This is a genomic window from Microbacterium sp. KKR3/1, assembly GCF_021272365.1.
In the GTDB taxonomy this organism is placed as follows: Bacteria; Actinomycetota; Actinomycetes; order Actinomycetales; family Microbacteriaceae; genus Microbacterium; species Microbacterium aurugineum.
This window is the reverse complement of sequence record NZ_JAJSDW010000002.1, coordinates 567312-591930: the sequence shown is the minus strand read 5'-3', so window position 1 is coordinate 591930 and position 24619 is coordinate 567312. Positions and strand designations below refer to the sequence as shown.

Genomic DNA, 24619 nt, shown 5'->3' with positions numbered 1-24619 from the left:
GCCACGGGTCGCCGCTCCGCGGAAGACGTCAACGGGACAGGTACGCGAGCAGGTCCTGGCGGGTCAGCACCGTGTGCGGCTTGCCGCCCTCCGTCACCAGCAGCGCGTCGGCCTCGGCGAGCGCGGCCCGCGCCTGTGCGACCGAGGCGTGGATGCCGACGAGCGGAAGCCGCTCCCCCACGTGCTCCCCCATGGCGTCGGTCGCGTTCGCCTCGCCACGGAACAGCAGGTCGAGCAGCCTCTTCTCGTCGACCGCGCCGAGCACCTCGCCCATCATGACGGGCGGCTCGGCGCTGAGCACGACCAACTGCGAGACGTCGTACTCGGTCATCATGCCGATCGCCTCGAGCACGGTGTCGGTCGGATGGGCGTGCACGAGGTCCGGGATCGCCGCTCTCCGTCTGTGCGGACGTGCCGCGAGCACGTCGGCGACGGTCTCCCCGTCCTCCACATCGCTGAACCCGTAGGAGCGCATCCATCCGTCGTTGAAGATCTTGCCCAGGTAGCCGCGGCCTCCGTCGGGCAGCAGCACGACCATGACGGCATCCGCCGGGAGGTCCCGTGCGACGCGCAGCGCACCGACCACCGCCATCCCGCTGGATCCGCCGACGAGGATGCCCTCCTCGCGGGCGAGGCGCCGCGTCATCGCGAAGGCATCGGCGTCGCCCACCGCGACGATCTCGTGCGGCACGGTGGGGTCGTAGGCGCCCGGCCAGATGTCCTCCCCCACGCCCTCGACGAGGTACGGCCGTCCGGTACCCCCGCTGTACACGCTGCCCTCCGGGTCGACACCGATGATCCGCACCCGGCCCTCCGAGATCTCCCGCAGGTAGCGACCGGTGCCCGTGATCGTGCCGCCCGTGCCGACCCCGGCGACGAAGTGCGTGACCCCGCCGTCGGTGTCGCGCCAGATCTCCGGACCCGTGGTCTCGTAGTGGCTGCGCGGGCCGTTCGGGTTCTCGTACTGGTTCGGCTTGAACGCGCCGGGGATCTCCCGCGCTAGCCGATCGCTCACGCTGTAATACGACTCCGGGCTGTCGGGTGCGACCGAGGTCGGCGTCACCACGACCTCCGCCCCGTACGCGCGCAGCACGTCGATCTTGTCCTCGCCCACCTTGTCGGGCAGCACGAACACGCAGGTATAGCCGCGCTGCTGGGCCACGAGCGCCAGACCCACACCGGTGTTGCCGCTGGTCGGTTCGACGATCGTCCCGCCCGGCTTCAGGTCGCCGGCGGCTTCGGCGGCGTCGATGATCCGCGCGGCGATCCGATCCTTCGACGAGCCGCCCGGGTTCAGGTACTCGAGCTTCACGAGGACCGTGCACGCGACGCCCTCGGTGACGTGACGGAGCTTCACGAGGGGCGTGTCGCCGACGAGGTCGACGATGGAGTCTGCGTACTTCATGCCTTCAGGGTAGACGCGCGGATGCCGCGGGCGGGGTTGTGTTTCTCCCGACCGCGGCATCCGTTCTCACGAAAGGCCCCTCTGTCTTCCGAAGTGTGTCAGCCCTTCGTCGATCCGGCCAGCAGGCCTCGGACGAAGTAGCGCTGGAGGGCGAAGAACACGATCAGCGGCACGATGATCGAGACGAAGGCGCCTGCCGTGAGCAGGTACCAGTCATTTCCTCGCGTGCCCGTGATCTCGGCCAACAGCTTCGTGATCGGCGCCGCGGCTCCGTCGGCGAACACCAGCGCCACGAGCAGGTCGTTCCAGACCCAGAGGAACTGGAAGATCGCGACCGAGGCGATCGCCGGCATCGTCAGCGGAAGCACCACACGGAAGAAGATCTGCCCGCGGGATGCACCGTCGACGCGTGCGGCCTCGATGATCTCGCCGGGGATCTCCGACATGAAGTTGTGCAGCAGGTAGATCGCCAGCGGAAGCGCGAACATCGAGTGCGCGATCCACACCTGCGCGTAGCCCTGGGACGCATCGAGCGGCAGTGTGACCTGCAGCCCGAAGAGGTTGAGCCCGCGGGAGAACGAACTCAGCAACGGCACCAGGGCCATCTGGATCGGCACGATCTGCAACGCGAACACGAAGATGAACAGCGCGTTGCGGCCCTTGAAGTCGATCCAGGCGAACGCGTAGGCCGCCATGGAAGCGATCATCAGCGGCACGATGGTCGCCGGGATCGTGATCGCGATCGAGTTGACGAACGACTCCAGGATGGTGAGCTGCGTCGTGCCGGACTGCAGCACGTCGACGTAGTTCTCGATCGTCACCTGCGGATCGGCGAAGAACGTCCACCATCCCGTGGTCTGGATCTGGTCCCGCGGCCGGAACGACGAGATGAACAGTCCGAGCGTCGGGATCGTCCACAGGAACGCGATGACGATGGACGCCACCGATGCCCACGGCCGCGACAGCTTCTTGCGAGTGCGGCCTGCGGCGCCCTCGAAACCGCCGCCGGTGGTGATCGCGCGCGTGCTGAGGGCGGCGTCTGACTTCACGGTGTCGGTCATCGGATCTCCCGCTGCTTCTTGATCTGGCGTGCGTTGTAGATCACGATCGGCAGCACCAGGATGAACAGGATGACGGAGAGCGCGGCACTGCGCCCCGCCTCGAACTTCGAGAACTGCGTGTACATCTCGTTCGCGAGAGTCGAGGTGCCGTAGTTACCGGCGGTCATCGTCCGCACGATGTCGAACACCTTCAGCGATGCGATCGAGATGGTCGTGAGGACCACGATGAGCGCGGGGCGGATCGCGGGGACGGTCACCGACACGAACCGCTGCCAGGCGTTCGCGCCGTCCAGCTCTGCCGCCTCCAGCAGTTCCGCCGGTACTCCCTTGATCGATGCCGACAGCACGACCATCGCGAAACCGGTCTGCACCCAGATGAGCACGACGATCAGGAACAGGTTGTTCCACGGCTCATTGAGCAGCCATTGCTGCGGCGTGCCCCCGAGCCACACGAGGATCTGGTTGAGGAGACCGATCTGCTCGTACTGCGGCCCGCGGTACTCGTAGATGAAGCGCCAGATGATGCTCGCCCCGACGAAGGAGATCGCCATCGGCATGAAGACCAGGACCTTGTAGATCTTCTCGCCGCGGGTGCGGTCGATGAACACGGCGTAGGCGAGGCCGACGATCGTGGAGATCGTCGGCACCAGGAGCACCCAGACGATCGTGTTGATCACGGCCGTGATGCCATCGGACTGCGTGAAGATCCACAGGTAGTTGTTCAGACCGACGAACTCCTTGCCCGAGGAATTCATGAACGACGAGAACATCGTCTGGATCGACGGCAGGACGAGGCCGACGAGCAGCAGCAGCAGCGCCGGAGCCATGAAGGCCACGAGCTGGATCAGATACCCCGCGCCATCGCGGGAGCGATAGTCGAGCCAGAAGAACAGAGCGCCGACGGCGACAGCCACTCCCATCGCCCAGTAATAGGAGTTGAAGAAGAACATCACCACGAGGGGGATGAGCAGGCACATCGCCAATCGGACGAAGGTGTAGAGCTTTCCCCTGCGCGGAGCGATGTCCACCAGGAGCAGGATGATCGCCACGACCACCGCGAAAGCGATGACCACGGCGACGGCCTGCAGGACCGGCGGGAGCGAGCCGATCCAACGGAAGAAATTAGTCGCGTTCACGGATTCCCCTTCATCACGCGGACCGGATCACCGGCGCGCACGTCGGTGTGCGCGCCGCGGGGGCTGAGGGGCCGCCCCGTGCGGGACGGCCCCTCCCCCGGATCAGCTGCTCGGCCAGCCGGTCTCGATCTGCGTGAGCACCTCATCGGTCGAGGTGCCGTTGACCCACGCGACCATGCCCTTCCAGAAGGTCCCGGCGCCGACGGCACCAGGCATCAGGTCGGACGCGTCGAAGCGGAAGGTCGTGTCCGGGTCCTGCAGGATCTTGATGGTCTCCTGGAGGATCGGGTCCTTCGCGTTCGCGGGGTCGAGTCCGTTGTTGGCGGACGTGACGCCACCGAGGCTGACGCGGCTGTTCGCCCACTCGGGGCTGGACAGGTACGCGAGCACCTTCTGGGTCGCCTCGGAGTCGCTGAACCCGCCGACGATCTCACCGGCACCGGTCACGGCCGTGTCACCCTCGGACTCACCCGGGAGCATGAACGCCCAGATGTCGCCGTCCTCAGCGATCTCCGTGCCCTCCGGGAAGAAGCCGGAGAGGAACGATGCCTGGTGGGTCAGTGCGCAGTCGCCCGCAGCGAGAGCAGGAGCGACATCACCGAATGCGGTCGAGTTGATCGAGCGCACGTCACCGAAACCGGCGTTCACGTTCGCCGGATTCAGCAGGATCTCACCCACGGAGTCGAACGCCGACTTGATCTGCGGGTCGGTGAACTTGACGTCGTTGGTGACCCACTGGTCGTAGACGTCCGGGCCGGACTGACGCAGCACGTAGTCCTCGACCCAGTCCGTTCCCGGCCAGCCGGTCGCCGTTCCGGACTCGAAACCGGCGCACCACGCGGGAGTACCGGTCGCCGTCTGGATCGTCTCGGTCAGCGCGGACATCTCGTCGAGCGTCTTCGGAACCTCGACGCCCCACTCCGCGAACTTCGCCGGCGAGTACCAGATCCAGCCCTTGACGTTGGCCATCAGCGGCGCCCCGTAGAAGGTGCCGTCGACGGTGCCGTAGTTCACCCAGTCCTCGGTCCAGTACTCGTTGGCGTTCTTCTCGACCTCTTCGGGAGCAGGCTTGAGGAAGTCGCGCTTGGCGAAGTCGGCGAACAGACCGGGCTGCGGGAAGATCGCGATGTCCGGCGGGTTCCCGCCCTGTGCGCGGGTACCGAGCTGCGTCTCGAAGTCCTGGCTGCCCTCGTACTTGATGGTGATGCCGTTCTCGTCGGCCCAGTCCTTCCAGGACTCCTGGAGGAGCTCCGCCTCCGAGTCGACGATCGTGCCGTAGATCGTGACAGTGGCGTCGCCACCATCACCACCGTCTGTGCCCGGCGCACCGCCGGGAGCCCCGCAGCCTGCGAGCGCGATGCCCGCGACCCCCAGCAGGGCGATCGGCGCGTAACGCCGGGAACGCTGTGACAGAGCCATGTGAATTCTCCTCTTCGAGTACAGGTTCCCTCCTGGTGCGACGCCACCCCGCGGCATCGTTAGGGAACCGATTCCAGGCCAACCTACTGTCCCTGTGCGCCCCCGCACAACACGCAAGGGTCACAAGCTCGCAACCATTCGGCGCACGGAACCTCCGGGCTTGGGAGCGCTCCCTCACCTCGGGCCTGGAACCGGTTCCTTTTTCCCCGCCCGCGGGCTACGCTGACACCCGGCGCGCGCTACGCCGCCGCCCACGAAACCGCGTGATCAGGTCGAGGAGGACCGATGAGCACGATCGCGGATGTCGCGTCGCGTGCCGGGGTGTCGAAGGCCACAGCGAGCCGCGCCCTGAGCGGACGGGGCTATGTCTCGGACGAGACACGGACGCGCGTCGAGGTCGCCGCCCGCGAACTCGCCTACGTCGCGCACTCCTCCGCGACGAGTCTCGCGACGGGGCGGACGCAGACGGTCGGGATCGTCATGCCGCCCGTCGACCGCTGGTTCTTCGCCGAACTCCTCGCCGGGATCCAGGAGTCGCTGTTCGCCCTCGACTACGACCTCTCCCTCTACGGGGTGCCCGAAGGGTCGCAGACCAGGGAACGGCTGTTCGAGAACGTGCTGCCCGGCCGTCGTTTCGACGGGATCATCGCCGTCGGCATCCAGCCGAGCGCGCATGAGCTCGAGCGCCTGCAGCGCACCGGAAGACCGCTGGTGAGCGTCGGGCCTTACGGCGAGGGCTCGAGCGCGGTCTCGATCGATGATGCGGCGGCCGCACGCATCGCGACCGAGCATCTGATCGAGCTCGGCCACACCGAGATCGCCTTCGTCGGCGGCCCGACAGACGCGACGGGACGGAGCTTCGGCGACACGCGACGGCTCGACGGCTACCGCGACGCGCTGAGCGCCGCGGGACTCGCTTCGCACGCCCGGGTCGCGGGCACGGCCCCGACCATGCCCGGCGGCTACACCGCGGCGGCGGGGCTGCTCGGCGATCGGCGAAACCGACCGACCGCGATCGTGGGCGTGTGCGACGAGGCCGCCATCGGGGCGATCATCGCCGCCCGCCGCCTGGGCATCGCCGTACCCACCGAGCTCAGCGTCGTGGGTATCGACGACCACGAGCACGCGGACATGTTCGCCCTCACCACGATCGGGCAGTCCCCGAGGGAACAAGGCCACGAAGCCGTTCGCCTGCTGATGCAGCGGATCGAGCGACCGGACGCTCCGCTGGAACATGTGGCTGCCTCATCCGCCCTCGTGGTGCGCAACTCGACCGCTCCCCCGCGCTGACGGCGGCCACGCGCGGCCCGGAACGCACGAAGGCCCCGGGCGAACCCGGGGCCTTCGCAGAAAACGCTGAAGCGTGATTACTTGAGGGTAACCGTCGCGCCGGCCTCTTCGAGAGCAGCCTTGGCCTTCTCGGCGGTCTCCTTGTTGGCGCCCTCGAGGACGGCCTTCGGGGCACCGTCGACGACAGCCTTGGCCTCGCCGAGACCCAGCGAGGTGAGCTCGCGGACGGTCTTGATGACCTGGATCTTCTTGTCGCCAGCGGCCTCGAGGATGACGTCGAAGGAGTCCTTCTCTTCCTCAGCCTCTGCAGCGCCTGCGCCACCCGCAGCGCCGGCAACGGCGACGGGAGCAGCAGCGGTGACCTCGAACTTCTCCTCGAACGCCTTCACGAACTCGTTGAGCTCGATGAGGGTCAGGCCGGCGAACTGCTCGAGCAGTTCCTCGGTGGAAAGCTTCGCCATGATGTATCTCCTAGATAGATGGGGTTTGTAGACGAGATCGCAGGTCGCTTACGCGGCCTCTGCGGTCTCCAGCTTTTCGCGAAGAGCGTCGATGGTGGCGGCAGCCTTGCCCATCGTCGCCTTCATCATGCCCGCAGCCTTCGCCAGCAGAACCTCACGGCTCTCGAGCGCGGCGTACTTGTTGACCTCGTCCGCGGTGAGGGCGTTGCCCTCGAAGATGCCGGACTTGATCACGAGAAGCGGGTTGGCCTTGGCGAAGTCACGCAGAGCCTTGGCGGTGGCGACGAAGTCACCGTGCACGAACGCGACAGCCGACGGACCCTTGAGGTCGTCGTCCAGCGCGGAGATGCCAGCCTTGTTGGCGGCGATCTTGGTCAGCGTGTTCTTCACCACGGCGTACTCAGCGTCCTGACGGATGCTGTTGCGCAGCTCCTTGAGCTGGGCAACCGTCAGACCGCGGTACTCGGTCAGCAGAACGGCAGTCGAGTTCTCGAATGACTTCGTGAGCTCGGCGACCGATGCATCCTTCTGCGCCATGGTCACTCCTTGGTGTGTACGAGGCGCCGCACGGTGGTGGGGCGCCGACCTGGACCACCTGCATAGAAAAAGCTCCGGCGCAAGCGCACAGAGCTTTGGAAAGTTCGTGTCCTGCGCGGGCCCCTGCTGTGCAGAGCTTCGATCGTTGTGCGCATGTGCTCACGACGATGACCAGCGGTCTTCGGTTACGACAACTGTACCCGACGCATCCCCCTCCCCCAAATCCACTCCCCCCTCCTCCTCCTCCCGGTCCCCGAATGCCGGTCTCCGAATGCCGACACCCCCGCTGAGCGCCGAGGCCCCTCCTGCGCCCCGCGAACCCGACGGGGTCTCGGCGGCGTGCGGGGGCGTCGACGCGGGCTACCCGGGAGGGCGGATGCCGTACGCGGAGAGCGTGGCGCCGAGCGCATCCGGGGAGGCGATGTCGGACGACCCCCACCGGACCATCCGCCATCCGGTCACCCCTCGAATCGCGTCTTCCCGGCGCTTCTCCTCGAGCACGACCTCCTCGACGCTCCGTCCTCGGCGAAGAATGGCGTTGCGGTACTTGTCCTCTCCGTCGAACTCGCCGAAACAGTGCGAGCGACGGAACCCGAAATCGACCCAGTAGTCCTCCCCTCCCGGCCCGCGCACGTGCACCTGCAGCTCGGGCGCCGCGAAGCCGAGCCTGTGCAGCTGCAGACGGCTGACGCTCTCACCCGGCAGCTGTGCGCGTCCGTCGGCGAACTCGATCACCCGTCGCGCCCGGCGCACGCCCCGCGAGTGCGAGCGGAGCGCTCGCACCATCATCCGTGCCCGCCAGCCCTCGACCGCCACGGAGTCCTGGACCTGACCCGAGACGGCCTCGCGACGGAGTGCGGCATCCGCGGCGGACAACCCGACCTCCTCGCGGCTCGAGCAGGCCAGGTCGAGGATCGTGCGGTCGAGCGACGTGCACCTGATGCCATCGACGTCGACGACCCCCGCGGGAGGAACCTCGACGTCGTGCCACATCACCCCGGACCGGGTCCTCCCATGCCGGGCCCCGGCGATGACCGCGTGGACCTTCCGGGGCGCCAGCCGATACAACGGAAGGCCGTGCAGGACCGCGGCGGACGGCCCCCAGAACACCGGCCCCGGACCATCGGAGTTGAGAGCGGTCGCAACCACTTCGACGAGATGACGCCCCTCGTTCCAGAGCCCATCCCATCGGTCGGCCTCGATGTAGCGACCCCGGCGCACTCGGCGGAGGGACCCCGCAGCGACACGCGATCCGATCTCCCGTTCCGCGTGCCCCTTCACGAGCAACTCGCCCCGCGTTCTGAGGAGCGAGCGGACGTCGGTGACATCGATCCTGTTCGGCATCCCGTCATCGTGAGGCCTCCGACGCCCCCTGCCATCGTCGCTCACAGGGTCGATCCCAGGTCTCGAGGTCGACCGATTGGTGCAGGAAGAGTCGCAACCGCCCCACACCCCCTCTGACCGTCCGCACCTCCGCTGAATCGCGCAAGCATGCGGGGGCGCGGACGAGCAGAGGGGGCGTCGACCGAAACGGGGAGGGACGGGAGGGACGGGGAGGGAGGGAGGGACGGGAGGGGAGGGACGGGGCGGAGGCGGGAGGGAGGACGGCGTGTGGGAGGGGAAGGGTCGGCGAGCGGGGTTAGGGTCGAAGGGTGACCCCGGAACTCGCTGCACGCATCGTCGCGGACTCTCGCGATCGCGTGGCATGGATGCGGGCTCGCTCGCGCGGGATCACGGCCACCGACGTCGCCGGACTCACCTCCGAGAGGTCGATCGCCCGGGCTGCGGACTCGAAACTCGGCGGCGGCCCACGCTTCGGCGGCAACGCGTACACCGACCACGGTCGCCGGCGCGAACCCGAGATCGCCGCCTGGGTCGCCGCGACCCACGGCATCCTCCCCTCCTCCGCCCTCTTCCGCGCCGAGGTCGAGCACCGCCACCTCGCCACGCCCGACGGCATCGCGGTCGACGCCGAGGGCCGCGTGAAACTCGCCGAGATCAAGACGACGAACAAGGCGTTCCGCGGGATCCCGCGCACCTACCTGCGCCAGGTGTGGTGGCAGCAGCACGTGCTCGGCGCCGAGCGGACGCTGTTCGTGTGGGAGGAGCACGTCGACTTCGCCCCGATCCACGACGAGCCCCGGTGCGTGTGGATCGACCGGGACGACCGTGAGATCGCCAAGCTCGTCGGCCTCGCGACCGATCTCATCGACGAGCTCTATCGGCGCACGACCGGCCAACAGGTCCCGAGTCGGACCGCGGACCCTGCGGTGAGCCGCCGCGAGCAGCTGCGCGAACGAGACGCCTTCCGCGCGCTGGCCCTCGCCGACTGACGCTCGCCGACCCCTGCGCGGGAGAGCAGGGCCCGGCTCAGGTGCAGGTGTTGTTGCCGCCGAGCCCGAGCAGTCCGCCCACGGACAGGGAGCGCGTCGCCGCCGGTGAGACCCACGATGTTCCGGGGTAGATGGTCTCGACCCTCACTGTGTTGGTCGAGCCCAGGAGGCTTCCCAGGAGCGTGTTCAGCAATCCGGAACTGATCGTCGACGAGTACGTGTAGGGGCCGGTCCCGGTCTGCGAGACGTTCGCGTTGTCCACGATGACGCCGTTGATGGAGAAGCGCTGTTGGAGCTTCACGGCGGGCGATGTCCACGTGATCGTGAACCCGGTGAAGGTCCCGAGGAAACTCGTCACCGTGCAGGATGCGACCACCGGGGTCGGGAGGGTTGCCGCGGTGAAGGCTCCCGCGCCGTACTCGCTGTCGGTGAACCTCGCCTCGGTCGAATCCACCGGCGGGAACGACGCGACTCCGACCAGGATCGCGACGCCGACCGCTCCCGCGAGGATCCGCCGCCGCCCGCCTCTCATGGCAGCTCTCCGAGTTCTGTCTCCGCCCGACGCCGGCGTGTGACGGCGAGCGCGCCGCCCCACACCGCGAGGAGCACACCGCCGACGACCGCCCAGCGGGCCCCTGGCGCGGGACCGGTGCTCGCGAGGCCACCCCCGGGCCCCACGTCCGCGGTCTCCCCCGCACCCGTCGCGACCACACGGATGTCAGTGCTGCCCGCACCGTCGGCGGGGTCGAGAGTGATGGAGAGCCGCAGGTGGGCGGTGTCGGTGTCCGTGATCTCCGCGAGCGGCACCACGGCACCGTCCCGCGGAATCCGCCACTCCGTTCGGAGCGCCGTCTCCGACCCCGGGCATCCTGCATCGCCCCAGGCCCGCGAGCAGGTGGAGATGTCGACCAGCAGTCGGGCCGTGCCGGTCGCACTCACACCGATCCGCACGACACCGGGGTCGGGAGCATCCGCGCTCACGGCGACGTCCCATCGCACGGGCGCCCCGGGAAGCAGGCCGGCAGCGGCATCCCAGTCCGCCACCGAGACCAGGCGGAGCACCTCCCCCTGGATGACCTGCGTGGTCGGAGCCGCCCAGGCAGCGCTCGGCGTCACGACCGCGGCGGCCGCGATCGCCATGATCACGATGGCACGCCTCATCCGCCCCTCCCGCCCGCACCGACACGACCACTCTGATCCGCACGAGGACGCGTGCGGGGCCAGAAAGCCCAGATGACCAGCGTCGTCGCCGCCAGGGTCAGCGTGCCGAGCACGACGGGGTTGCCCATGCCGGCGATCAGCGTCGCGACTCCGGGGACTGAGAACAGGACGATCCGCGCGCTGGAGACCGTGTACGGGAAGGGATCCTCCGAGGCGTTCGCATCTCCGCGCATCGTGATGATCCGCTCTTCCGGCACGACACCGGGTGCGACGGTCGTGACGCGGTGCGTCACCGGAAGCTCTCCCGCGCGGTCCACGGTCACGACGTCTCCGACCTCGATCTCACTCGCCGGGATCCGCTGCACCACCGCCACGGAACCGGCGGGGATCGTGGGCGACATCGACCCCGTCCGGAACATGATCAGGGTGATCTGCGCCGTGAACGCGAGCACCACGAGGACGATGCAGATCACGCCCGCCAGGGCGGCGAGCCAGAGGAGCACATCGCCGACCATCCGACCGGGCCGGGGTCGGACACGTGCCGGGGTCCGGACGTCGGCGCCGTCGTCCGCGCGAATCCCTTCCGCCTGCGCGCGCGCACTGCGCCGGGTCAGCTGCGTCACGACGACGTCCCCTGGATGTGCCAGGTCTGCGTCATCGTGAGCCCCTGCGCGGCGTTGAGCGCGGTGGTCGGCAGCGTGACGGCGATGCAGTAGTTGACCTGCGCGGCACCGTTGGCGCTCACCGCCTGGGTCGAGGCGCCTCCTGCCGTGAGGGCGGAGCCGTCGGTCACGACGGAGGTTCCCGCGGCGTACGTCGTCGCATTGCACGCGGTCCCGGCGATCGTGCGCACCCCATAGGTCAGATGCGCTGCCAACCCGGTGCCACCGGGGGTCCCGGCCGTGAACTGCAGGGTCCCCGCCACCGACGGGTTAGCGGTCTTCACGCTGAGCAGCGCATAGGTCGTCGTCCCCGGCGCCATCGCGGTGGGCGGAAGCTGGAAGCTCAGAGTGGATGCCGTGCCGGTGGTCGCGTGGCTGGAGAACGTCGCCCCATCCGCAGCACCGACGATGTCGAACCGTCCGGCGGTGAACGTCGCTGCGCCGTACTCCGAGTCGTTCCAGGCGGCGAGGGTCGCGGCCGCGCCGACGCCGAGCACCAGTCCGCCCGCGAGGAGGGCCCGGATGCGACGGGAGCGCAGTCGCCGCTTCTCCCGCATCTCTCTGCGGGTGACCATCAGAGGACTCAGTTCGTCGACGTCGCCGTGAACTTCCACGTGGCGTCGGTCACCAGTGAGGGTTCGAGGTCGGCGTCCGCGGTCACCTTGATGCACAGCTGCACGTCGACGCCGGGATCGATCGCGGTCGCCCCGGGAGCGAGCGCCACCGCGGTCACCCCGGTCTGCGCGTCGAGGGTGGCGCCCGTCGCGATCGGCGTGCCGACAGCGGTCGTGGCGTCGCAGGTGTCCCCGGGTGCGAGCTGATAGATCTGATACGACAAGTGGTCCGAGTTGGAGGTGCCTGCGGCGTCTGCCGTGGTGCCGTCGGCCTCGAGATCGGCCGCACTCGTCGTCCCCGCCGCCAACCGCACCCAGAAGCCGGCGTAGACCGAGTCGGTGGGCGACATGTTGTCGACGACCCCCGCCGGCAGGCTGAAGGCCAGCGTCGCCGCCGCGTCTCCGTCGTCGGTGTTGTGATCGCTGAACGTCGTGCCGTCCGTCGATCCCTCCAGGTTGAAAGCGCCGGCGGTGAAGGTGCCGTTGGCGAACTCGGAGTCGTTCCACGCGGCGAGCGTGACGGCGACGCCCACTCCGAGGACGAGTCCGCCTGCCAGGACCGCGAGAACCTTGCGCTGTGTCTCTTTGCTAGCCATCGGTGTCCCCCTCAGGAATCAGGCGATCGCGTGGATGTCCGAGAACGGCTGCCCCTCAGAAGCCCCGCATCCCCGCTGTGCCCTCATCCTCATCCACGCCTCCGAACAGGACAAGGCGATTTCGCGCATGCTCCGCGCTCATCGCGCGCAGTCCCTCCGCGGTCGAAGATGGTTGACGTAAATCAACGATCGACGTATAGTTGACCCAGTTCAACCATCTCGTTCGCGCCAGAGCCGTCGCCGCATCCCCGTTCACGACAGCGAAAGGTCCCGCATGACCACGGACTCCCCCGTCAAGATGACGCACCGGCAGGTGCTCGAGGCCCTCACCGGGCTCCTTCTGGGCATGTTCGTCTCGATGATCGCGACGACGGTGGTGTCCACCTCGATGCCGGTCATCGTCCACGACCTCGGCGGAGACCAGGCCGCCTACACCTGGGTCATCACCGCGACGCTCCTCACCACGGCGATCTCCACACCGATCTGGGGCAAGCTCGCCGATCTGTTCAACCGCAAGCTGCTGATCCAGCTCGCCCTCGTCATCTTCGTGGGTGCGACGGCCGCCGCCGGGTTCGCGCAGGACACGAACACGCTCATCGCGTTCCGCGCCATCCAGGGCATCGGCGGTGGCGGACTGGCCGCCCTCAGCCAGGTCATCATGGCCGACATCATCAGTCCGCGTGAGCGCGGCCGCTACATGGGCCTGTTCGGCGCCGTGATGGCCGTCGCGACCGTGGGCGGCCCCCTGCTCGGCGGGTGGATCACCGACGTCGCGAACTGGCGCTGGAACTTCTTCGTCGCGCTCCCCTTCGCCGTCGCCGCCCTGATCATCCTGCAGAAGACGCTGCGCATCAGCACCGAGCGCACGCGCAAGGTCTCGATCGACTACGTCGGCATCGTGCTGCTTTCGGCCGCCGTCTCGCTCATCCTCATCTGGATCACCAACGCAGGCTCGACCTTCGACTGGTGGGGCACCGAGACCGTGCTGATGGTGGGTGGGGCGATCATCGCGACCATCGCGTTCATCATCGTCGAGCTCAAGGTGCGCGAGCCGCTCATCCCGCTCACGCTGTTCCGCGGCCGCACGTTCACCCTGTCGGTGCTGGCATCGATCTCCATCGGCGTCGCGATGTTCGGAACCTCGGTCTACCTCGCGCAGTACATGCAGCTGTCGCGCGGCGCCACCCCCACCGAGGCCGGACTGATGACGCTGCCGATGATGGCCGGCCTGCTCATCTCCTCGATGGTCGTCGGTCAGCTGGTGACCCGCTTCGGCAAGTGGAAGGGGTACCTGATCCTCGGCTCGGTGCTGCTGATCGCGGGCTCCGTGATGCTGTCGACGCTGCACTACGACACGAACTTCATCCTCGTCTCGATCTACATGTTCGTGATGGGCGCGGGCGTCGGCATGACGATGCAGAACCTCGTCCTCATCGTCCAGAACGTCGCGAAGCCGAGCGAGATGGGCGTCTCCAGCTCCGGAGTGACGTTCTTCCGCAGCCTCGGGGGCACGATCGGCGTTTCCGTCATGGGCGCCGTGCTCGCGAACAGCCTCACCGGACTGTTCTCCGACGGCAAGGAGCGCATCGGCGCGGCGATCGCGAAGCTCGGGGACAAGGGCGCCGAGGTCGCCGCACAGCTCTCGTCCGGCACTCTTCCCCAGGTCCGGCTGCTCCCCGAGCCGGTGCGCTCGATCATCGAGGACTTCTACGCGCAGGCCATCTCGCACGCGTTCCTGATCGGCATCCCGCTCGCGGTGATCAGCCTGATCGCGATCCTGTTCCTTCCAAACCGTCCGCTCACCACGATGACGACCTCCGAGCGCGCACGGGCGGATGCCTCCGAAAAGCAGACGCTCGACGGTTCCGTGGAGGATGCCGCAGACGTCGCGATCGCCGACGCGGAGGCGCTTTCCGGAGCATCCACCGGTTCCGTGACCGTGATCAGCCGATCCGGCGACGACCGCGGCGATACGGCATCCGATGCCGGCCGCTGACGAGGTGCTCGACACTCCGGAGGCGCGGGCCGAGGCGGTCCGCGCCCTCGAAGCGGAGTTCGGCGAACTGATCACGCACTTCCGTCGTGTGATCACCGAGAACGCCAACCGGGTGAGCCCCGGGATGCTGCCCGGGGCCTACAAGATCTTCACCACGATCGCGCGCTGCGAGATGGTGACGGTGTCGACCCTGTCCGAGCGGATGCTGACCGACAAGGGGCAGGTCAGCCGGACGGTGCGGGAGCTGGAGGAGCTCGGCCTGATCGAGCGCTCGGCGGATCCCACCGACGGCCGTTCGTTCCTGCTGCAGCTGACGGCGATGGGTGCACAGCGCCTCGCTGCCGCCCGGCTTCCGCAGGAGGGCCGGTTGCTCGAGACACTCGCGGAGTGGAGCCTCGCCGACATCGGGAGCCTCACCCGGCTGCTGCACGCCCTGGCCTCCGGGGCGGCTCCGGACGAGAAGCCGGCTGCGTGACCCCGGTGCCGCCGAGCACACGGCGGGCCTCGGCGGCGACCTCCCCGGCGATGGTGTCGAGCAGTTCCGAGCGCAGGTTCCACTGCTGCCAGTAGAGCTCGACGCGCAGAGTCGGCCCACCCAGCGGAACCAGGCCCGGTCGCTCTTGGAGCAGCGGGACCATTCCCCAGCCGAGGCCCAGACCGACCGCGAGCGCGTAGTCGTTCGAGGCGGGGACGTAGTGCCGTGGCACGCCCTCCTGCCCGACCGACATCGCACGCAGCCACTCGTGCTGCAACGTGTCTCGACGGTCGAAGTCCACGAAGGGGGCCGACCCCAACGCCTCCGTCGTGACCCCCTCGGGGAACCAACGCGCCGCGAACCCCGGCTCCGCCATCGCCCGGTATTCGAGCACCCCGAGCGGCGACACCGAGCACCCGGCGACGGGAGCCGCCTCGCTGGTGACCGCAGCCATCACGGTGCCCGACTCCAGCAATCTGGCGGTGAAGTTCTGATCATCACGATGCAGATCGAAGTCGATGTCATGCCCGGCGGACAGACGCGCGAGCGGAGCGAGGAACCACGTCGCCATCGAGTCGGCGTTCACGGCCAGCGGGATGCTGATGCGACGCGTCCCGCCGGCCTCGTCGATGCCCACGCCGAGCAGAGCATCGTGTTCGAGCAGGGCGACCTGTCGCGCCAGCCGCACGACCGCTTCTCCCGCCTCCGTCACCCGCGCGGGCTTGGCGCGCACGAGCAGGATGCGGCCGAGCTGCTGCTCGAGCATCTTCAGCCGCTGACTCACCGCGGACGGCGTGATCCGCAGGCGTCTCGATGCGGCGTCCAACGTCCCCTCATCGACGATCGCGGCGAGGGTGGTGGCCAATTCCGGGTCGATCCTCACATTACGGATACTAATGGTTCTGAAGAAACCATCGCTTCCTCTCATGTCCAACGGTTCCTAGGCTGAACCCGTGCTCACCGTCCTCGCCGGGCTCGGACTCGGACTCTCTCTCATCGTCGCCATCGGCGCGCAGAACGTCTTCGTACTGCGTCAAGGGATCCGCCGGGAGCACGTGCTCGCCGTCGTGATCATCTGCGCCGCCTCCGACGCCGCCCTGATCGTCGCCGGGGTGGCGGGGCTGGGCTTCGTCCTCTCGGCGGCCCCATGGCTCGTGGCCGTGGCCCGGTGGGCGGGCGCACTGTTCCTGCTGACCTACGGCGTCCTCGCCGCACGTCGTGCGTGGCGCGGCGGCGAGGAGCTCCGGGTGGACGGGACGGAAGCCGTGGATCCGAGCGCACCGCTCCCCCACAGCGCGACGCCGACGCTCGTCCGCCCACGACTGGCACCGGTCGTCCTGACGACCCTCGCGCTCACATGGCTCAATCCGCACGTGTACCTCGACACGGTTCTGATGCTGGGATCGATCGCGGCCACGCACGGCGACGACCGCTGGCTGTTCGCCGGCGGAGCGATCGCCGCGAGCATCCTGTGGTTCACCGCGCTCGGCTTCGGCGCGCGCTATCTCGGACGCTGGCTGCGCACCCCGCTCTCCTGGCGCATCCTCGATGCCGTGATCGCCGTGGTGATGATCACGATCGCGGTCAGCCTCGTGCTTCCGGTGCTTGGGGGCTGACTGCGTTCACGCTCCGTCGATCTGTGCGAGCCGCGCCCGCACGAGGCTCTCGAGCACCGCGGTCAGGATCGGATGCTCGGGCTGGAATCGGATGGTGCCCTTGTCGACGCTGATCCCGGGACTGCCCTCGAGCAGGCCCGCGACCGCCGCGACCGCGTCCGGGCTGAACGGGTAGATGCCGATGTGCTTCTTGGCGCGCATCACCGAGAGGAGTGCCTTGCCGCGGTGCACGAGTGCCGGCATGCCGTATCCCTTGCCCTGCTCCGCATCCGGAACCTCCCGGCGGGCGACCGCGTAGACCCGGTCGATCGCCTCACGATCCGCGGGGTCGAGTTCAGCGAGGTAATCGTCGATGGTGCCCATCACGTCATCCTTCCAGCCGTCGCCCGCGACCGCGAGTGGTCAGGCGCCGTCGAGCGGGCGCAGGATGCGCGTGAGGAAACGCTGCGTGCGCTCGTGCTTCGGCGCGCGGAAGAGCTCGGCGGGAGGCCCCTGTTCGACGACCACCCCGCCGTCCATGAACAGCACATGATCCGCGGCCTCGCGGGCGAAGCTCAGCTCGTGGGTCACGACCGCCATCGTCCAGTTCTCGTCCGCGAGCTCCTTGATGACCAGGAGCACCTCGCCCACCAGTTCCGGGTCGAGCGCGCTGGTCGGCTCGTCGAACAGCAGCAGGTCGGGCTTGAGGGCGAGTGCACGCACGATGCCCACCCGTTGCTGCTGCCCACCCGAGAGCTGATGCGGACGCGCATCGGCCTTGTCGCTCAGCCCCACCCTGTCGAGCAGCACGAGCGCCTCGGCGACGACCTCGGCCTTGGGGCGCCCCTGCACCCGCCACGGCCCCTCGATGACGTTCTCGAGCACGGTGAGATGCGGGAAGAGGTTGTGATGCTGGAACACCATCGCGGAGCGGTCCCGGAGCGCGAGCCGCTTGCGTTTCTGCTCCCGCGTCGACGGCTTCGCCGACGGGGCGAAGTCGAGGTCGGGGCCGCCCGCGACCACGATCGTGCCGGCATCCGGGGTCTCGAGTCCGTTGAGCGCTCGCAGGACGGTGGTCTTGCCGGAACCGCTGGGGCCGATGAGCACGACGACCTCGCCGCGGTGCAGCGTCAGATCGATGCCCCGCAGCACCTCATTGTCGCCGAAGCTCTTGCGGAGGCCGCGGGCGGTGAGAAGGGCGTCGGTGGTGTTCTCAGTGGGCGACACGGCTGTCAAGCCTCCTCTCGAGGGCGCTCTGTCCGAAGGAGAGCACCAGGCAGAACACCCAGTAGACCAGCGCGGCCGCGAGGTACACCACCATGAACTCGAGGGTCGTCGCGGCGATCTGCTGCGCCACCTTGAACAGTTCCGTGACCAGGATCAGCGAGGTGAGAGAGGTGTCCTTGACGAGGGAGATGAAGGTGTTCGACAGCGGCGGCACCGACACCCGCGCCGCCTGGGGCAGGATGATGCGCGTGAGCGTCCGCGTGCGATTCATGCCGACCGTGTACGCGGCCTCCCACTGCCCCTTCGGGACGGAGAGGATCGCCGCACGCACGACCTCGGCACCGTAGCCGCCGACGTTGAGCGACAGTGCGATGATCGCGCTCGGCCACGGGTCCAGCGTGATCCCTACCGACGGCATGCCGTAGAAGATCACGAACAGCTGCACGAGCATGGGCGTGCCCCGGATCACGGAGATGTAGAAGCGCGCGACCCCCGCGACCACCGGATTCACAGAGATCCGCATGAGCGCGACACCGACCGCGATCGCGAGTCCCAGCGCGAACGACAGCAACGCGAGCGGCACCGTCGCCGTCAGACCCGCCCAGGCGATCGGCCCGAGCGCATCGAGGAACAGCTGCCAGGGACTCTCCATCGGCTACTTCGTGACGTCTTCGCCGAAGTACTTGTCGCTGATCTCGGCCAGGGTGCCGTCGGCGCGGAGCTCCTCGAGCGCGCCGTCGACGGCCTCGACCAGCGCTTCCTTGTCTTTGGCGAAGACGAAGGCCTGGGTGCCGGCCTCGTCCGTCTCGGCCGCGATCTTCAGGCCGGTGGGGCTGTTGGTGGTCTCGTAGTCGAGGAAGGTCAGCTTGTCGTTGACCGTCGCATCCACACGCCCCTGGCGCAGCAGCTCGACGGCTTGAGCCCAGCCCTCGACCGCTTCGACCTTGGCCCCCGAATCCGTGGCCAGCTCATACCAGTTGCTCGTGAGCGACTGCGCGGTGGACTTGCCGTCGAGGTCAGCGAAGGACGAGATCGAGTCGTCGTCGTCCGCCACCACGATGACGCCGGGCGAGACCGTGTACGGCGTGCTGAAGAGGTACTTCGCCTCGCGCTCGTCGTTGACCGACACCTGGTTCGCGATGACGTCGAACCGTCCCGCATCCAGCCCGGCGAAGATCGCATCCCACTGCGTCTCCTGGAACTTCACCTCGAGGCCCAGCTTGTCGGCGACGGCCTGGATGATCTCCACGTCGAAGCCCGTGAGGTCGCCAGCGCCGCCGTCGTCGTGGAAGCTGAAGGGCCGATAGGTGCCTTCGGTCGCGACCGTGAGCGTGCCCTCCTGCACCAGCCCGAAGTCGGCGTTCGCGGATCCGTCTCCGCCGCCCGGAGTACTCGCGGGGGTGCTCGACCCGCTGCAGGCGGTGAGCACCGCGGCAGCGGCGACGAGTGCGGTGACGGCGATGAGACGACGGGACATGGACCCTCCTGGGGTGTGAAGCGCGGTGCGAGTTTACGTGACCGGCGCGGGAACTTCCTCACAGTACGCGGGGGCCGGCGGTTTCCCTCATCCGATGACGTTTCGTTTCACCGCGCACGCCGGGCCGGGTGCAGGGACGCGAAAACGCCCCCGGGCGAACCCGGGGGCGTTCTCTGCGAGTCAGACTCAGATGGCGTTGACGTCCAGCGGGATGCCGGGGCCGAACGTGGTCGACACGGCGCCCTTCTGGATGTAACGGCCCTTCGAGCTCGACGGCTTGAGGCGGACGATCTCCTCGAGCGCCGCGCCGATGTTCTCGCCCAGCTGCTCTGCGGTGAAGGAGGCCTTGCCGACGACGAAGTGCACGTTGGCGTGCTTGTCGACGCGGAACTCGATCTTTCCGCCCTTGATCTCCTCGACGGCCTTGGCCGGGTTCGGGGTCACGGTGCCGGTCTTCGGGTTCGGCATCAGACCGCGCGGTCCGAGCACCTTTCCGAGACGACCGACCTGGCCCATGAGCTCCGGGGTGGAGACCGCGGCGTCGAAGTTGGTCCAGCCGTCGGCGACCTTCTGGATGAGCTCGGCGCCGCCGACCTCATCCGCACCTGCGGCGATCGCTGCCTCGGCCGCGGGGCCGGTGGCGAAGACGATGACGCGGGCGGTCTTACCGGTGCCGTGGGGCAGGATGACGGTGCCGCGCACCATCTGGTCCGCCTTGCGGGGGTCGACAGCGAGCTTCAGCGCGACCTCGACGGTCGAGTCGAACTTCGACGAGCCGGTCTCCTTCGCGAGGGCGACGGCCTCGGCCGGGGTGTAGAAACGGTCTGCCTCGATCTTCTCGGCGGCAGCCTTGTAAGCCTTGGACTTGGTAGCCATGATTATTCTCCTCAGCCCTCGACCGTGATGCCCATGGAACGGGCGGTGCCGGCGATGATCGAGATAGCGGCCTCGACGTCGTTCGCGTTCAGGTCGGCCTGCTTGGTCTCTGCGATCTGACGGACCTGGTCCTTGGTGATCTTCGCGACCTTGACGGTGTGCGGGGTCGAAGAACCCTTCGCGACGCCAGCGGCCTTCTTGATGAGCTCCGCGGCGGGCGGGGTCTTCAGGATGAACGTGAAGCTGCGGTCCTCGTAGACGGTGATCTCGACGGGGATGACGTTGCCGCGCTGCGACTCGGTCGCGGCGTTGTACGCCTTGCAGAACTCCATGATGTTGACGCCATGCTGACCGAGCGCGGGGCCGATCGGCGGCGCCGGGTTGGCTGCACCGGCGTTGATCTGAAGCTTGATCAGGCCGGTCACCTTCTTCTTCGGTGCCATTCTCTTTCCTTTCATCGAATCGGATGCCGGAGCATCCGCTTCTCCCACAGATCCGGCGTTTCCGAACCGTGGTCGTCTCTGCGCACGCCGAAGCGGCACACAAACCACACAATCCTACCTCATCCCCCGCCCCCTCCCGTCCCGTTCCAGCCCCCGGATCGCCCCCCGCCCCTCCCATTCCAGCCGGTTGCGGGATCAAAACCGTTCCTCGCGGAGGGTTCCCGGGCGCGTTTTTGATCCCGCATCGGACGGGGGGCGGGAGGACGCGAGGACGCGAGGACGGGAGGACGCGAGAACGCGAGAACGGCCGCCCCCGGAAGGGGACGGCCGTTCTCGTGAAGGATGTGTGCGTCAGACCATCTTGGTGACCTGGTCGAACGACAGCTCGACCGGGGTCTCGCGCTCGAAGAGGGAGACGAGGACCGTGAGCTTGCCGCTCTCGGGCTTGATCTCGCTGATCGAACCGGGAAGCCCCGCGAACGAGCCTTCCTTGATCGTGATGGTCTCGCCGACCTCGAAGTCGACCTCGGCGGGGAGCGGACGAGCGACGGCGACGCCGCCCTTCGACGCGATGTTCTTGGCCGTGGGGACGTCCTTGACCTCGACGAGCGACTTCAACATGTTGAAGGCCTCTTCGAAGCGCAGCGGCGTCGGGTTGTGAGCGTTGCCCACGAAGCCGGTGACACCCGGGGTGTGACGCACGACCGACCAGGTGTCTTCCGTGAGCTCCATGCGCACCAGCACGTAGCCGGGGATGCGCACGCGGGTGACCATCTTGCGCTGGCCGTTCTTGATCTCGACCACGTCTTCCATCGGGACCTCGACCTGGTAAATCTCGTCCTCGACCTCGAGCGTCGACTTGCGCTGCTCGATGTTGGCCTTCACCTTGCGCTCGAAACCGGCGTAGGAGTGGATGACGTACCACTTGCCGGGGAGCATGCGCAGGTCCATACGGAAGGCCTCGTACGGGTCTTCTTCCGCACCCTCGTCCGCCGAGGAGTCCTCGTCGCTCTGGACTTCATCGGCACCGACCTCGGGACCGTCGTAGGGGGTGACCTCTTCGGCCGCAGCCGCGTCGTGGTCGGCGGCCTCTTCGGCCACAGATTCGTTGAGGACCTCAGCGGCAGCCTCAGACTCTGCCGCTTCGTCCAGGTTGAGAGCGTCGTTCACGATCGCGTCCGCCTCCGGGTCGTCGATGTCGATGTCGATGTCTTCCGTGCCGTCTTCTTCGCCGTCTTCGCCTTCGACGTGGACCGCGACGTGCTCGGCCGAGGTGACCGAGAGCTCCTCCGCGGCGAGGACGTTGCCCTCCTGGGCCTCGTCCTCCTCGCTGGACTGCTCTGCGGCGGTCGCCCAGTCGGCGTCGTCGGAATATCGTTCAGACACGTTGCTTCTTCTCCATAGCTGCGGCGTGAGCCGCGGGGGTCATCAGCCAGGGATTCCGAACACCCAGTGCGTCACGAATGCGAACAGCGTGTCCAAGCCGTAGACGATGCCCATGACGATGATCACGAAGACGAGCACGACACCGGTGAACTTGAACAGCTCCTTGCGAGTCGGGGTGACGACCTTGCGGAGCTCGGCGATGACCTGGCGGATGAACAGGGCGATGCTCCCGAAGAACCGGGAGAAGGGGTTGCCCTTCTTCTCGCGGGTGGCGCCGGCCGCGACGACCTCGCCGCGCGGTTCGTCCTGATCCATCCTGAATGTACCTTTCGTGTGTCAGCGTTGCGCTGACGCGCAGGGCGGACAGGAATCGAACCTGCAACCTGCGGTTTTGGAGACCGCTGCTCTGCCAATTGAGCTACCGCCCTAGAGACCGGGAGGTCTCGGGGTGTTCTCCCCATTCTGCCGCCGTGACCGTGGTCGGGAGACCCCAGGCATGGCGAAAGAATGCAGACAACAACTGCCCCACAAGCATACGGCATCGATCCGGTCGCGCCGAACCGGGATCGCGATGGCGTGTTCTTGTTAGGCTCGGCGAGCGTGTGCAGGAGGAGGGAGCGCCGGTGAGCGCTGAAGTGCAGCAGTTCCAGGTGGATCTGCGCGGAGTCGTCGATCTGCTCAGTCGACACATCTACTCCAGCCCCCGGGTGTACCTGCGGGAGCTTCTGCAGAACGCCCGCGACGCGATCACGGCGCGTCGCGAGGTCGACGGCGGGGGCGGACGCATCCGGATCACTCCGCTGACCGCCGAGAGCGGCGAGTTCGTGCTGCGCGACGACGGCGTGGGGCTCACCGCGACCGAGGTCGCCGATCTGCTCGCGACCGTCGGCCGAAGCTCCAAGCGCGACATCTTCGACCTGCCGCGCAGCGACTACCTCGGACAGTTCGGCATCGGACTGCTGAGCTGCTTCATGGTCGCCGACGCGATCGTCATCCGCTCCCGCAGCGCCCGCGGCGGGGCCTCCGTGGAGTGGACGGGAAGCGCGGACGGCACGTTCCAGGTGACCGAGATCGACGAGGAGCTGCCGATCGGCACCAGCGTGCATCTCGTCCCGCGCTTCGACGCCGGAGACCTGCTGCGCCCGGCCAGCGTGCACGAGCTGGCGACGACGTTCGGGGAGTTCCTGCCGGTGCGGGTCACGATCGACACCGCCTCCGGCGACATCGACATCACCCGGGATGCGCCGTTCCTCGAGGCCGCGCAGGACCCGGAGGCCGCCGTGAGCTACGGACGCGACCTCCTCGGGGCCGGCCCTCTCGATGTCATCGAGCTGAGCGAGCCGGCCACCGGCACCCGCGGCCTCGCCTACGTGCTGCCCTACGCCCCGCCTCCCGGTGCACGTCAGGCGACGCGCATGTATCTGGGACGGATGCTGCTCTCCGAGCGCGTCGACGACGTGCTGCCCGAGTGGGCCTTCTTCGTCCGCGCCGTGGTGGATTCCACCGGGCTCGCACCCACCGCGAGCCGGGAGTCGCTCGTCGAGGACGACGCCCTGGAGCGCGTGCGCGAGCAGCTCGGCGCCGGCATCCGCCGCTGGGTGCTCGAGCTCGGACTGAGCGAGCCGCACCGCCTGGCGCAGTTCGTCGCCGTGCACGAGGTCGGGCTGAAGTCGCTCGTCCGCCACGACGAGGAGTTGGCCCGTTTCATCTCCCGCTGGCTGACCGTCGAGACGACGCACGGCACCCTCCGGATCGGCGACCTCGTCGAGCGTCACCCGCACATCCGGTACGCGAACACCGTGGACGAGTTCCGCCAGGTGGCCGGCATCTCCCCCGGCGGCGAGGTACTGGTCAACGGAGGGTATCTCTACGACGCCGATCTGATCCGGATGCTTCCCGACCTGTACCCGCACGTCACGGTCGAGCAGGTCGATGTGACCGCCGAGCTGGACCGCCTCGATCCTCCGCCTCTCGACGACCGCGATGCCGCCGTCGCGCTGGAGGCCCGCGCCGAGGCCGTGCTCACGGCATCCGGATGTTCCGTGGTGGTGCGCTCCATCGACCGCCCCGACCTCGCAGGGCTCTACGTCGCCGACCCCGAGGTGCTGCGCGCGATCGACCGCGGCCGCACCAAGGGCGTCACCGGGGCGCTCTGGGGCGGGGTGCTGGACCGCATCGACCGGACGCTGTCGTCCGGACGCCAGGAAGATCTCCGTGCGCGTCTGTGCCTGAACTGGTCGAACCGTGTCGTCCGCGCGCTGGTGCGCGTGCGCGACGATGCCGTGTTCGCCCGCACGGTGCAGCTCCTCTACATCCAGGCACTGCTCGCGGGGCACCATCCGCTCGCCGACGCCGACCGCGCACTCATGACGAGTGCGCTCGCCGATCTCGTCTCGCTCTCGGCCGGCCTCGAAGGGGATCAGATCCCCTTCGAGGACGTCCGCTGACTCTCCATCGAAGGGTTCCGTC

General features: G+C 68.1%; 27 protein-coding genes and 1 tRNA gene. 6 read left to right on the top strand and 22 right to left on the bottom strand.

All coding sequences use genetic code 11. The features are described from left to right. Positions 1-28 precede the first annotated feature (28 nt). The 4 genes from LVJ59_RS14590 to LVJ59_RS14575 form a co-directional block, all read right to left on the bottom strand. Positions 29-1405 carry a cystathionine beta-synthase gene (locus LVJ59_RS14590; protein WP_232763573.1) on the bottom strand — a complete coding sequence of 459 codons (1377 nt, stop codon included), beginning with the start codon at positions 1403-1405 and terminating at the stop codon, positions 29-31. Between the two features lie 98 nt (positions 1406-1503). Next, complete coding sequence (locus tag LVJ59_RS14585) at positions 1504-2466, bottom strand: carbohydrate ABC transporter permease (RefSeq protein ID WP_134352039.1); 963 nt, start codon at positions 2464-2466, stop codon at positions 1504-1506. Next, positions 2463-3602 carry a carbohydrate ABC transporter permease gene (locus LVJ59_RS14580; protein ID WP_232763572.1) on the bottom strand — a complete coding sequence of 380 codons (1140 nt, stop codon included), beginning with the start codon at positions 3600-3602 and terminating at the stop codon, positions 2463-2465. Before LVJ59_RS14580 ends, LVJ59_RS14585 begins: the two co-directional genes overlap by 4 nt. Positions 3603-3704: 102 nt before the next feature. After that, a complete protein-coding gene (locus tag LVJ59_RS14575; RefSeq protein WP_232763571.1) occupies positions 3705-5021 on the bottom strand; it encodes an ABC transporter substrate-binding protein in 1317 nt (438 codons plus the stop codon). Positions 5022-5306: 285 nt separating this feature from the next. On the opposite strand from LVJ59_RS14575, the gene LVJ59_RS14570 reads away from it, so the two are divergent. Continuing rightward, positions 5307-6311 (top strand): LacI family DNA-binding transcriptional regulator, encoded by a 1005-nt coding sequence (locus LVJ59_RS14570; protein ID WP_232763570.1) that lies wholly within the window; start codon positions 5307-5309, stop codon positions 6309-6311. Positions 6312-6388: 77 nt separating this feature from the next. On the opposite strand, the gene rplL is transcribed toward LVJ59_RS14570, so the two are convergent. From rplL to LVJ59_RS14555, 3 genes are all read right to left on the bottom strand, one after another. Further along, positions 6389-6772 (bottom strand): 50S ribosomal protein L7/L12, encoded by a 384-nt coding sequence (rplL, locus tag LVJ59_RS14565; protein ID WP_017829128.1) that lies wholly within the window; start codon positions 6770-6772, stop codon positions 6389-6391. Between the two features lie 48 nt (positions 6773-6820). Continuing rightward, positions 6821-7309, bottom strand: coding sequence for a 50S ribosomal protein L10 (rplJ, locus tag LVJ59_RS14560; protein ID WP_017829129.1), 489 nt, complete (start codon positions 7307-7309; stop codon positions 6821-6823). 360 nt (positions 7310-7669) lie between these two features. Further along, positions 7670-8653 (bottom strand): hypothetical protein, encoded by a 984-nt coding sequence (locus LVJ59_RS14555; RefSeq protein WP_232763569.1) that lies wholly within the window; start codon positions 8651-8653, stop codon positions 7670-7672. A gap of 308 nt (positions 8654-8961) precedes the next feature. Between LVJ59_RS14555 and LVJ59_RS14550 the strand changes: the two genes are divergently transcribed. After that, the gene (locus LVJ59_RS14550; protein WP_232763568.1) at positions 8962-9642 is read left to right on the top strand and encodes a YqaJ viral recombinase family protein; all 681 of its coding nucleotides are present in this window, start codon (positions 8962-8964) and stop codon (positions 9640-9642) included. A 37-nt stretch (positions 9643-9679) separates the two neighbouring features. On the opposite strand, the gene LVJ59_RS14545 is transcribed toward LVJ59_RS14550, so the two are convergent. The 5 genes from LVJ59_RS14545 to LVJ59_RS14525 are packed head-to-tail and all read right to left on the bottom strand — an operon-like array spanning position 9680 to position 12675. Beyond that, positions 9680-10174 carry a hypothetical protein gene (locus LVJ59_RS14545; protein WP_232763567.1) on the bottom strand — a complete coding sequence of 165 codons (495 nt, stop codon included), beginning with the start codon at positions 10172-10174 and terminating at the stop codon, positions 9680-9682. Further along, positions 10171-10803, bottom strand: a complete 633-nt coding sequence (locus LVJ59_RS14540; RefSeq protein WP_232763566.1) for a hypothetical protein — start codon at positions 10801-10803, stop codon at positions 10171-10173. The genes LVJ59_RS14545 and LVJ59_RS14540 overlap by 4 nt, the downstream gene beginning before the upstream one ends. Then, the gene (locus LVJ59_RS14535; protein ID WP_232763565.1) at positions 10800-11426 is read right to left on the bottom strand and encodes a signal peptidase I; all 627 of its coding nucleotides are present in this window, start codon (positions 11424-11426) and stop codon (positions 10800-10802) included. Before LVJ59_RS14535 ends, LVJ59_RS14540 begins: the two co-directional genes overlap by 4 nt. Next, entirely contained in the window at positions 11423-12040 is a 618-nt protein-coding gene (locus LVJ59_RS14530; protein WP_232763564.1) for a SipW-dependent-type signal peptide-containing protein, read from the bottom strand. The genes LVJ59_RS14535 and LVJ59_RS14530 overlap by 4 nt, the downstream gene beginning before the upstream one ends. Before the next feature lie 8 nt (positions 12041-12048). Further along, the gene (locus tag LVJ59_RS14525; RefSeq protein WP_134352053.1) at positions 12049-12675 is read right to left on the bottom strand and encodes a SipW-dependent-type signal peptide-containing protein; all 627 of its coding nucleotides are present in this window, start codon (positions 12673-12675) and stop codon (positions 12049-12051) included. A gap of 274 nt (positions 12676-12949) precedes the next feature. Between LVJ59_RS14525 and LVJ59_RS14520 the strand changes: the two genes are divergently transcribed. Then, positions 12950-14671, top strand: coding sequence for an MDR family MFS transporter (locus LVJ59_RS14520; RefSeq protein ID WP_232763563.1), 1722 nt, complete (start codon positions 12950-12952; stop codon positions 14669-14671). Next, entirely contained in the window at positions 14658-15146 is a 489-nt protein-coding gene (locus tag LVJ59_RS14515; protein WP_232763562.1) for a MarR family winged helix-turn-helix transcriptional regulator, read from the top strand. Before LVJ59_RS14520 ends, LVJ59_RS14515 begins: the two co-directional genes overlap by 14 nt. Here the strand turns inward: LVJ59_RS14515 and LVJ59_RS14510 are convergent. After that, on the bottom strand, positions 15085-16029 hold the full coding sequence (locus tag LVJ59_RS14510) for a LysR family transcriptional regulator ArgP (RefSeq protein WP_232763561.1): 945 nt from the start codon (positions 16027-16029) through the stop codon (positions 15085-15087). The two genes, LVJ59_RS14515 and LVJ59_RS14510, sit on opposite strands and share 62 nt — an antisense overlap. 70 nt (positions 16030-16099) lie before the next feature. Here LVJ59_RS14510 and LVJ59_RS14505 point away from each other — a divergent pair, with 70 nt between their 5' ends. Further along, positions 16100-16762, top strand: a complete 663-nt coding sequence (locus LVJ59_RS14505; RefSeq protein ID WP_232763560.1) for a LysE/ArgO family amino acid transporter — start codon at positions 16100-16102, stop codon at positions 16760-16762. Positions 16763-16768: 6 nt separating this feature from the next. Here LVJ59_RS14505 and LVJ59_RS14500 read toward each other — a convergent pair whose 3' ends face one another. The 9 genes from LVJ59_RS14500 to LVJ59_RS14460 form a co-directional block, all read right to left on the bottom strand. After that, positions 16769-17125: a DUF1801 domain-containing protein gene (locus LVJ59_RS14500; protein ID WP_232763559.1), complete on the bottom strand. Its 357-nt coding sequence runs from the start codon at positions 17123-17125 to the stop codon at positions 16769-16771. A gap of 39 nt (positions 17126-17164) precedes the next feature. Continuing rightward, on the bottom strand, positions 17165-17968 hold the full coding sequence (locus tag LVJ59_RS14495; protein WP_047522872.1) for an amino acid ABC transporter ATP-binding protein: 804 nt from the start codon (positions 17966-17968) through the stop codon (positions 17165-17167). Beyond that, entirely contained in the window at positions 17955-18620 is a 666-nt protein-coding gene (locus tag LVJ59_RS14490) for an amino acid ABC transporter permease (protein ID WP_047522873.1), read from the bottom strand. The genes LVJ59_RS14495 and LVJ59_RS14490 overlap by 14 nt, the downstream gene beginning before the upstream one ends. 3 nt (positions 18621-18623) lie before the next feature. Then, entirely contained in the window at positions 18624-19445 is an 822-nt protein-coding gene (locus LVJ59_RS14485; RefSeq protein ID WP_232763558.1) for an amino acid ABC transporter substrate-binding protein, read from the bottom strand. Between the two features lie 186 nt (positions 19446-19631). Then, the gene (gene rplA / locus LVJ59_RS14480) at positions 19632-20321 is read right to left on the bottom strand and encodes a 50S ribosomal protein L1 (RefSeq protein ID WP_047522875.1); all 690 of its coding nucleotides are present in this window, start codon (positions 20319-20321) and stop codon (positions 19632-19634) included. An 11-nt stretch (positions 20322-20332) separates the two neighbouring features. Continuing rightward, positions 20333-20764 (bottom strand): 50S ribosomal protein L11, encoded by a 432-nt coding sequence (gene rplK / locus LVJ59_RS14475; protein WP_033106100.1) that lies wholly within the window; start codon positions 20762-20764, stop codon positions 20333-20335. Between the two features lie 351 nt (positions 20765-21115). After that, the gene (nusG, locus tag LVJ59_RS14470; protein ID WP_232763557.1) at positions 21116-22150 is read right to left on the bottom strand and encodes a transcription termination/antitermination protein NusG; all 1035 of its coding nucleotides are present in this window, start codon (positions 22148-22150) and stop codon (positions 21116-21118) included. 42 nt (positions 22151-22192) lie between these two features. After that, the gene (gene secE / locus LVJ59_RS14465) at positions 22193-22465 is read right to left on the bottom strand and encodes a preprotein translocase subunit SecE (RefSeq protein WP_017201518.1); all 273 of its coding nucleotides are present in this window, start codon (positions 22463-22465) and stop codon (positions 22193-22195) included. A gap of 40 nt (positions 22466-22505) precedes the next feature. Beyond that, positions 22506-22578 (bottom strand) — tRNA-Trp (locus LVJ59_RS14460). A 195-nt stretch (positions 22579-22773) separates the two neighbouring features. Here LVJ59_RS14460 and LVJ59_RS14455 point away from each other — a divergent pair. Then, complete coding sequence (locus tag LVJ59_RS14455; protein ID WP_232763556.1) at positions 22774-24597, top strand: HSP90 family protein; 1824 nt, start codon at positions 22774-22776, stop codon at positions 24595-24597. Positions 24598-24619 lie beyond the last annotated feature (22 nt).

Coding starts and splice junctions, on each gene's coding strand:
- LVJ59_RS14590 (WP_232763573.1), bottom strand. CDS start 1,405: ATGAAGTACGCAGACTCCATCGTCGACCTCGTCGGCGACACGCCCCTC.
- LVJ59_RS14585 (WP_134352039.1), bottom strand. CDS start 2,466: ATGACCGACACCGTGAAGTCAGACGCCGCCCTCAGCACGCGCGCGATC.
- LVJ59_RS14575 (WP_232763571.1), bottom strand. CDS start 5,021: ATGGCTCTGTCACAGCGTTCCCGGCGTTACGCGCCGATCGCCCTGCTG.
- LVJ59_RS14570 (WP_232763570.1), top strand. CDS start 5,307: ATGAGCACGATCGCGGATGTCGCGTCGCGTGCCGGGGTGTCGAAGGCC.
- rplL (WP_017829128.1), bottom strand. CDS start 6,772: ATGGCGAAGCTTTCCACCGAGGAACTGCTCGAGCAGTTCGCCGGCCTG.
- rplJ (WP_017829129.1), bottom strand. CDS start 7,309: ATGGCGCAGAAGGATGCATCGGTCGCCGAGCTCACGAAGTCATTCGAG.
- LVJ59_RS14555 (WP_232763569.1), bottom strand. CDS start 8,653: ATGCCGAACAGGATCGATGTCACCGACGTCCGCTCGCTCCTCAGAACG.
- LVJ59_RS14545 (WP_232763567.1), bottom strand. CDS start 10,174: ATGAGAGGCGGGCGGCGGCGGATCCTCGCGGGAGCGGTCGGCGTCGCG.
- LVJ59_RS14540 (WP_232763566.1), bottom strand. CDS start 10,803: ATGAGGCGTGCCATCGTGATCATGGCGATCGCGGCCGCCGCGGTCGTG.
- LVJ59_RS14530 (WP_232763564.1), bottom strand. CDS start 12,040: ATGGTCACCCGCAGAGAGATGCGGGAGAAGCGGCGACTGCGCTCCCGT.
- LVJ59_RS14525 (WP_134352053.1), bottom strand. CDS start 12,675: ATGGCTAGCAAAGAGACACAGCGCAAGGTTCTCGCGGTCCTGGCAGGC.
- LVJ59_RS14520 (WP_232763563.1), top strand. CDS start 12,950: ATGACCACGGACTCCCCCGTCAAGATGACGCACCGGCAGGTGCTCGAG.
- LVJ59_RS14515 (WP_232763562.1), top strand. CDS start 14,658: ATGCCGGCCGCTGACGAGGTGCTCGACACTCCGGAGGCGCGGGCCGAG.
- LVJ59_RS14500 (WP_232763559.1), bottom strand. CDS start 17,125: ATGGGCACCATCGACGATTACCTCGCTGAACTCGACCCCGCGGATCGT.
- LVJ59_RS14490 (WP_047522873.1), bottom strand. CDS start 18,620: ATGGAGAGTCCCTGGCAGCTGTTCCTCGATGCGCTCGGGCCGATCGCC.
- LVJ59_RS14485 (WP_232763558.1), bottom strand. CDS start 19,445: ATGTCCCGTCGTCTCATCGCCGTCACCGCACTCGTCGCCGCTGCCGCG.
- rplA (WP_047522875.1), bottom strand. CDS start 20,321: ATGGCTACCAAGTCCAAGGCTTACAAGGCTGCCGCCGAGAAGATCGAG.
- rplK (WP_033106100.1), bottom strand. CDS start 20,764: ATGGCACCGAAGAAGAAGGTGACCGGCCTGATCAAGCTTCAGATCAAC.
- secE (WP_017201518.1), bottom strand. CDS start 22,465: ATGGATCAGGACGAACCGCGCGGCGAGGTCGTCGCGGCCGGCGCCACC.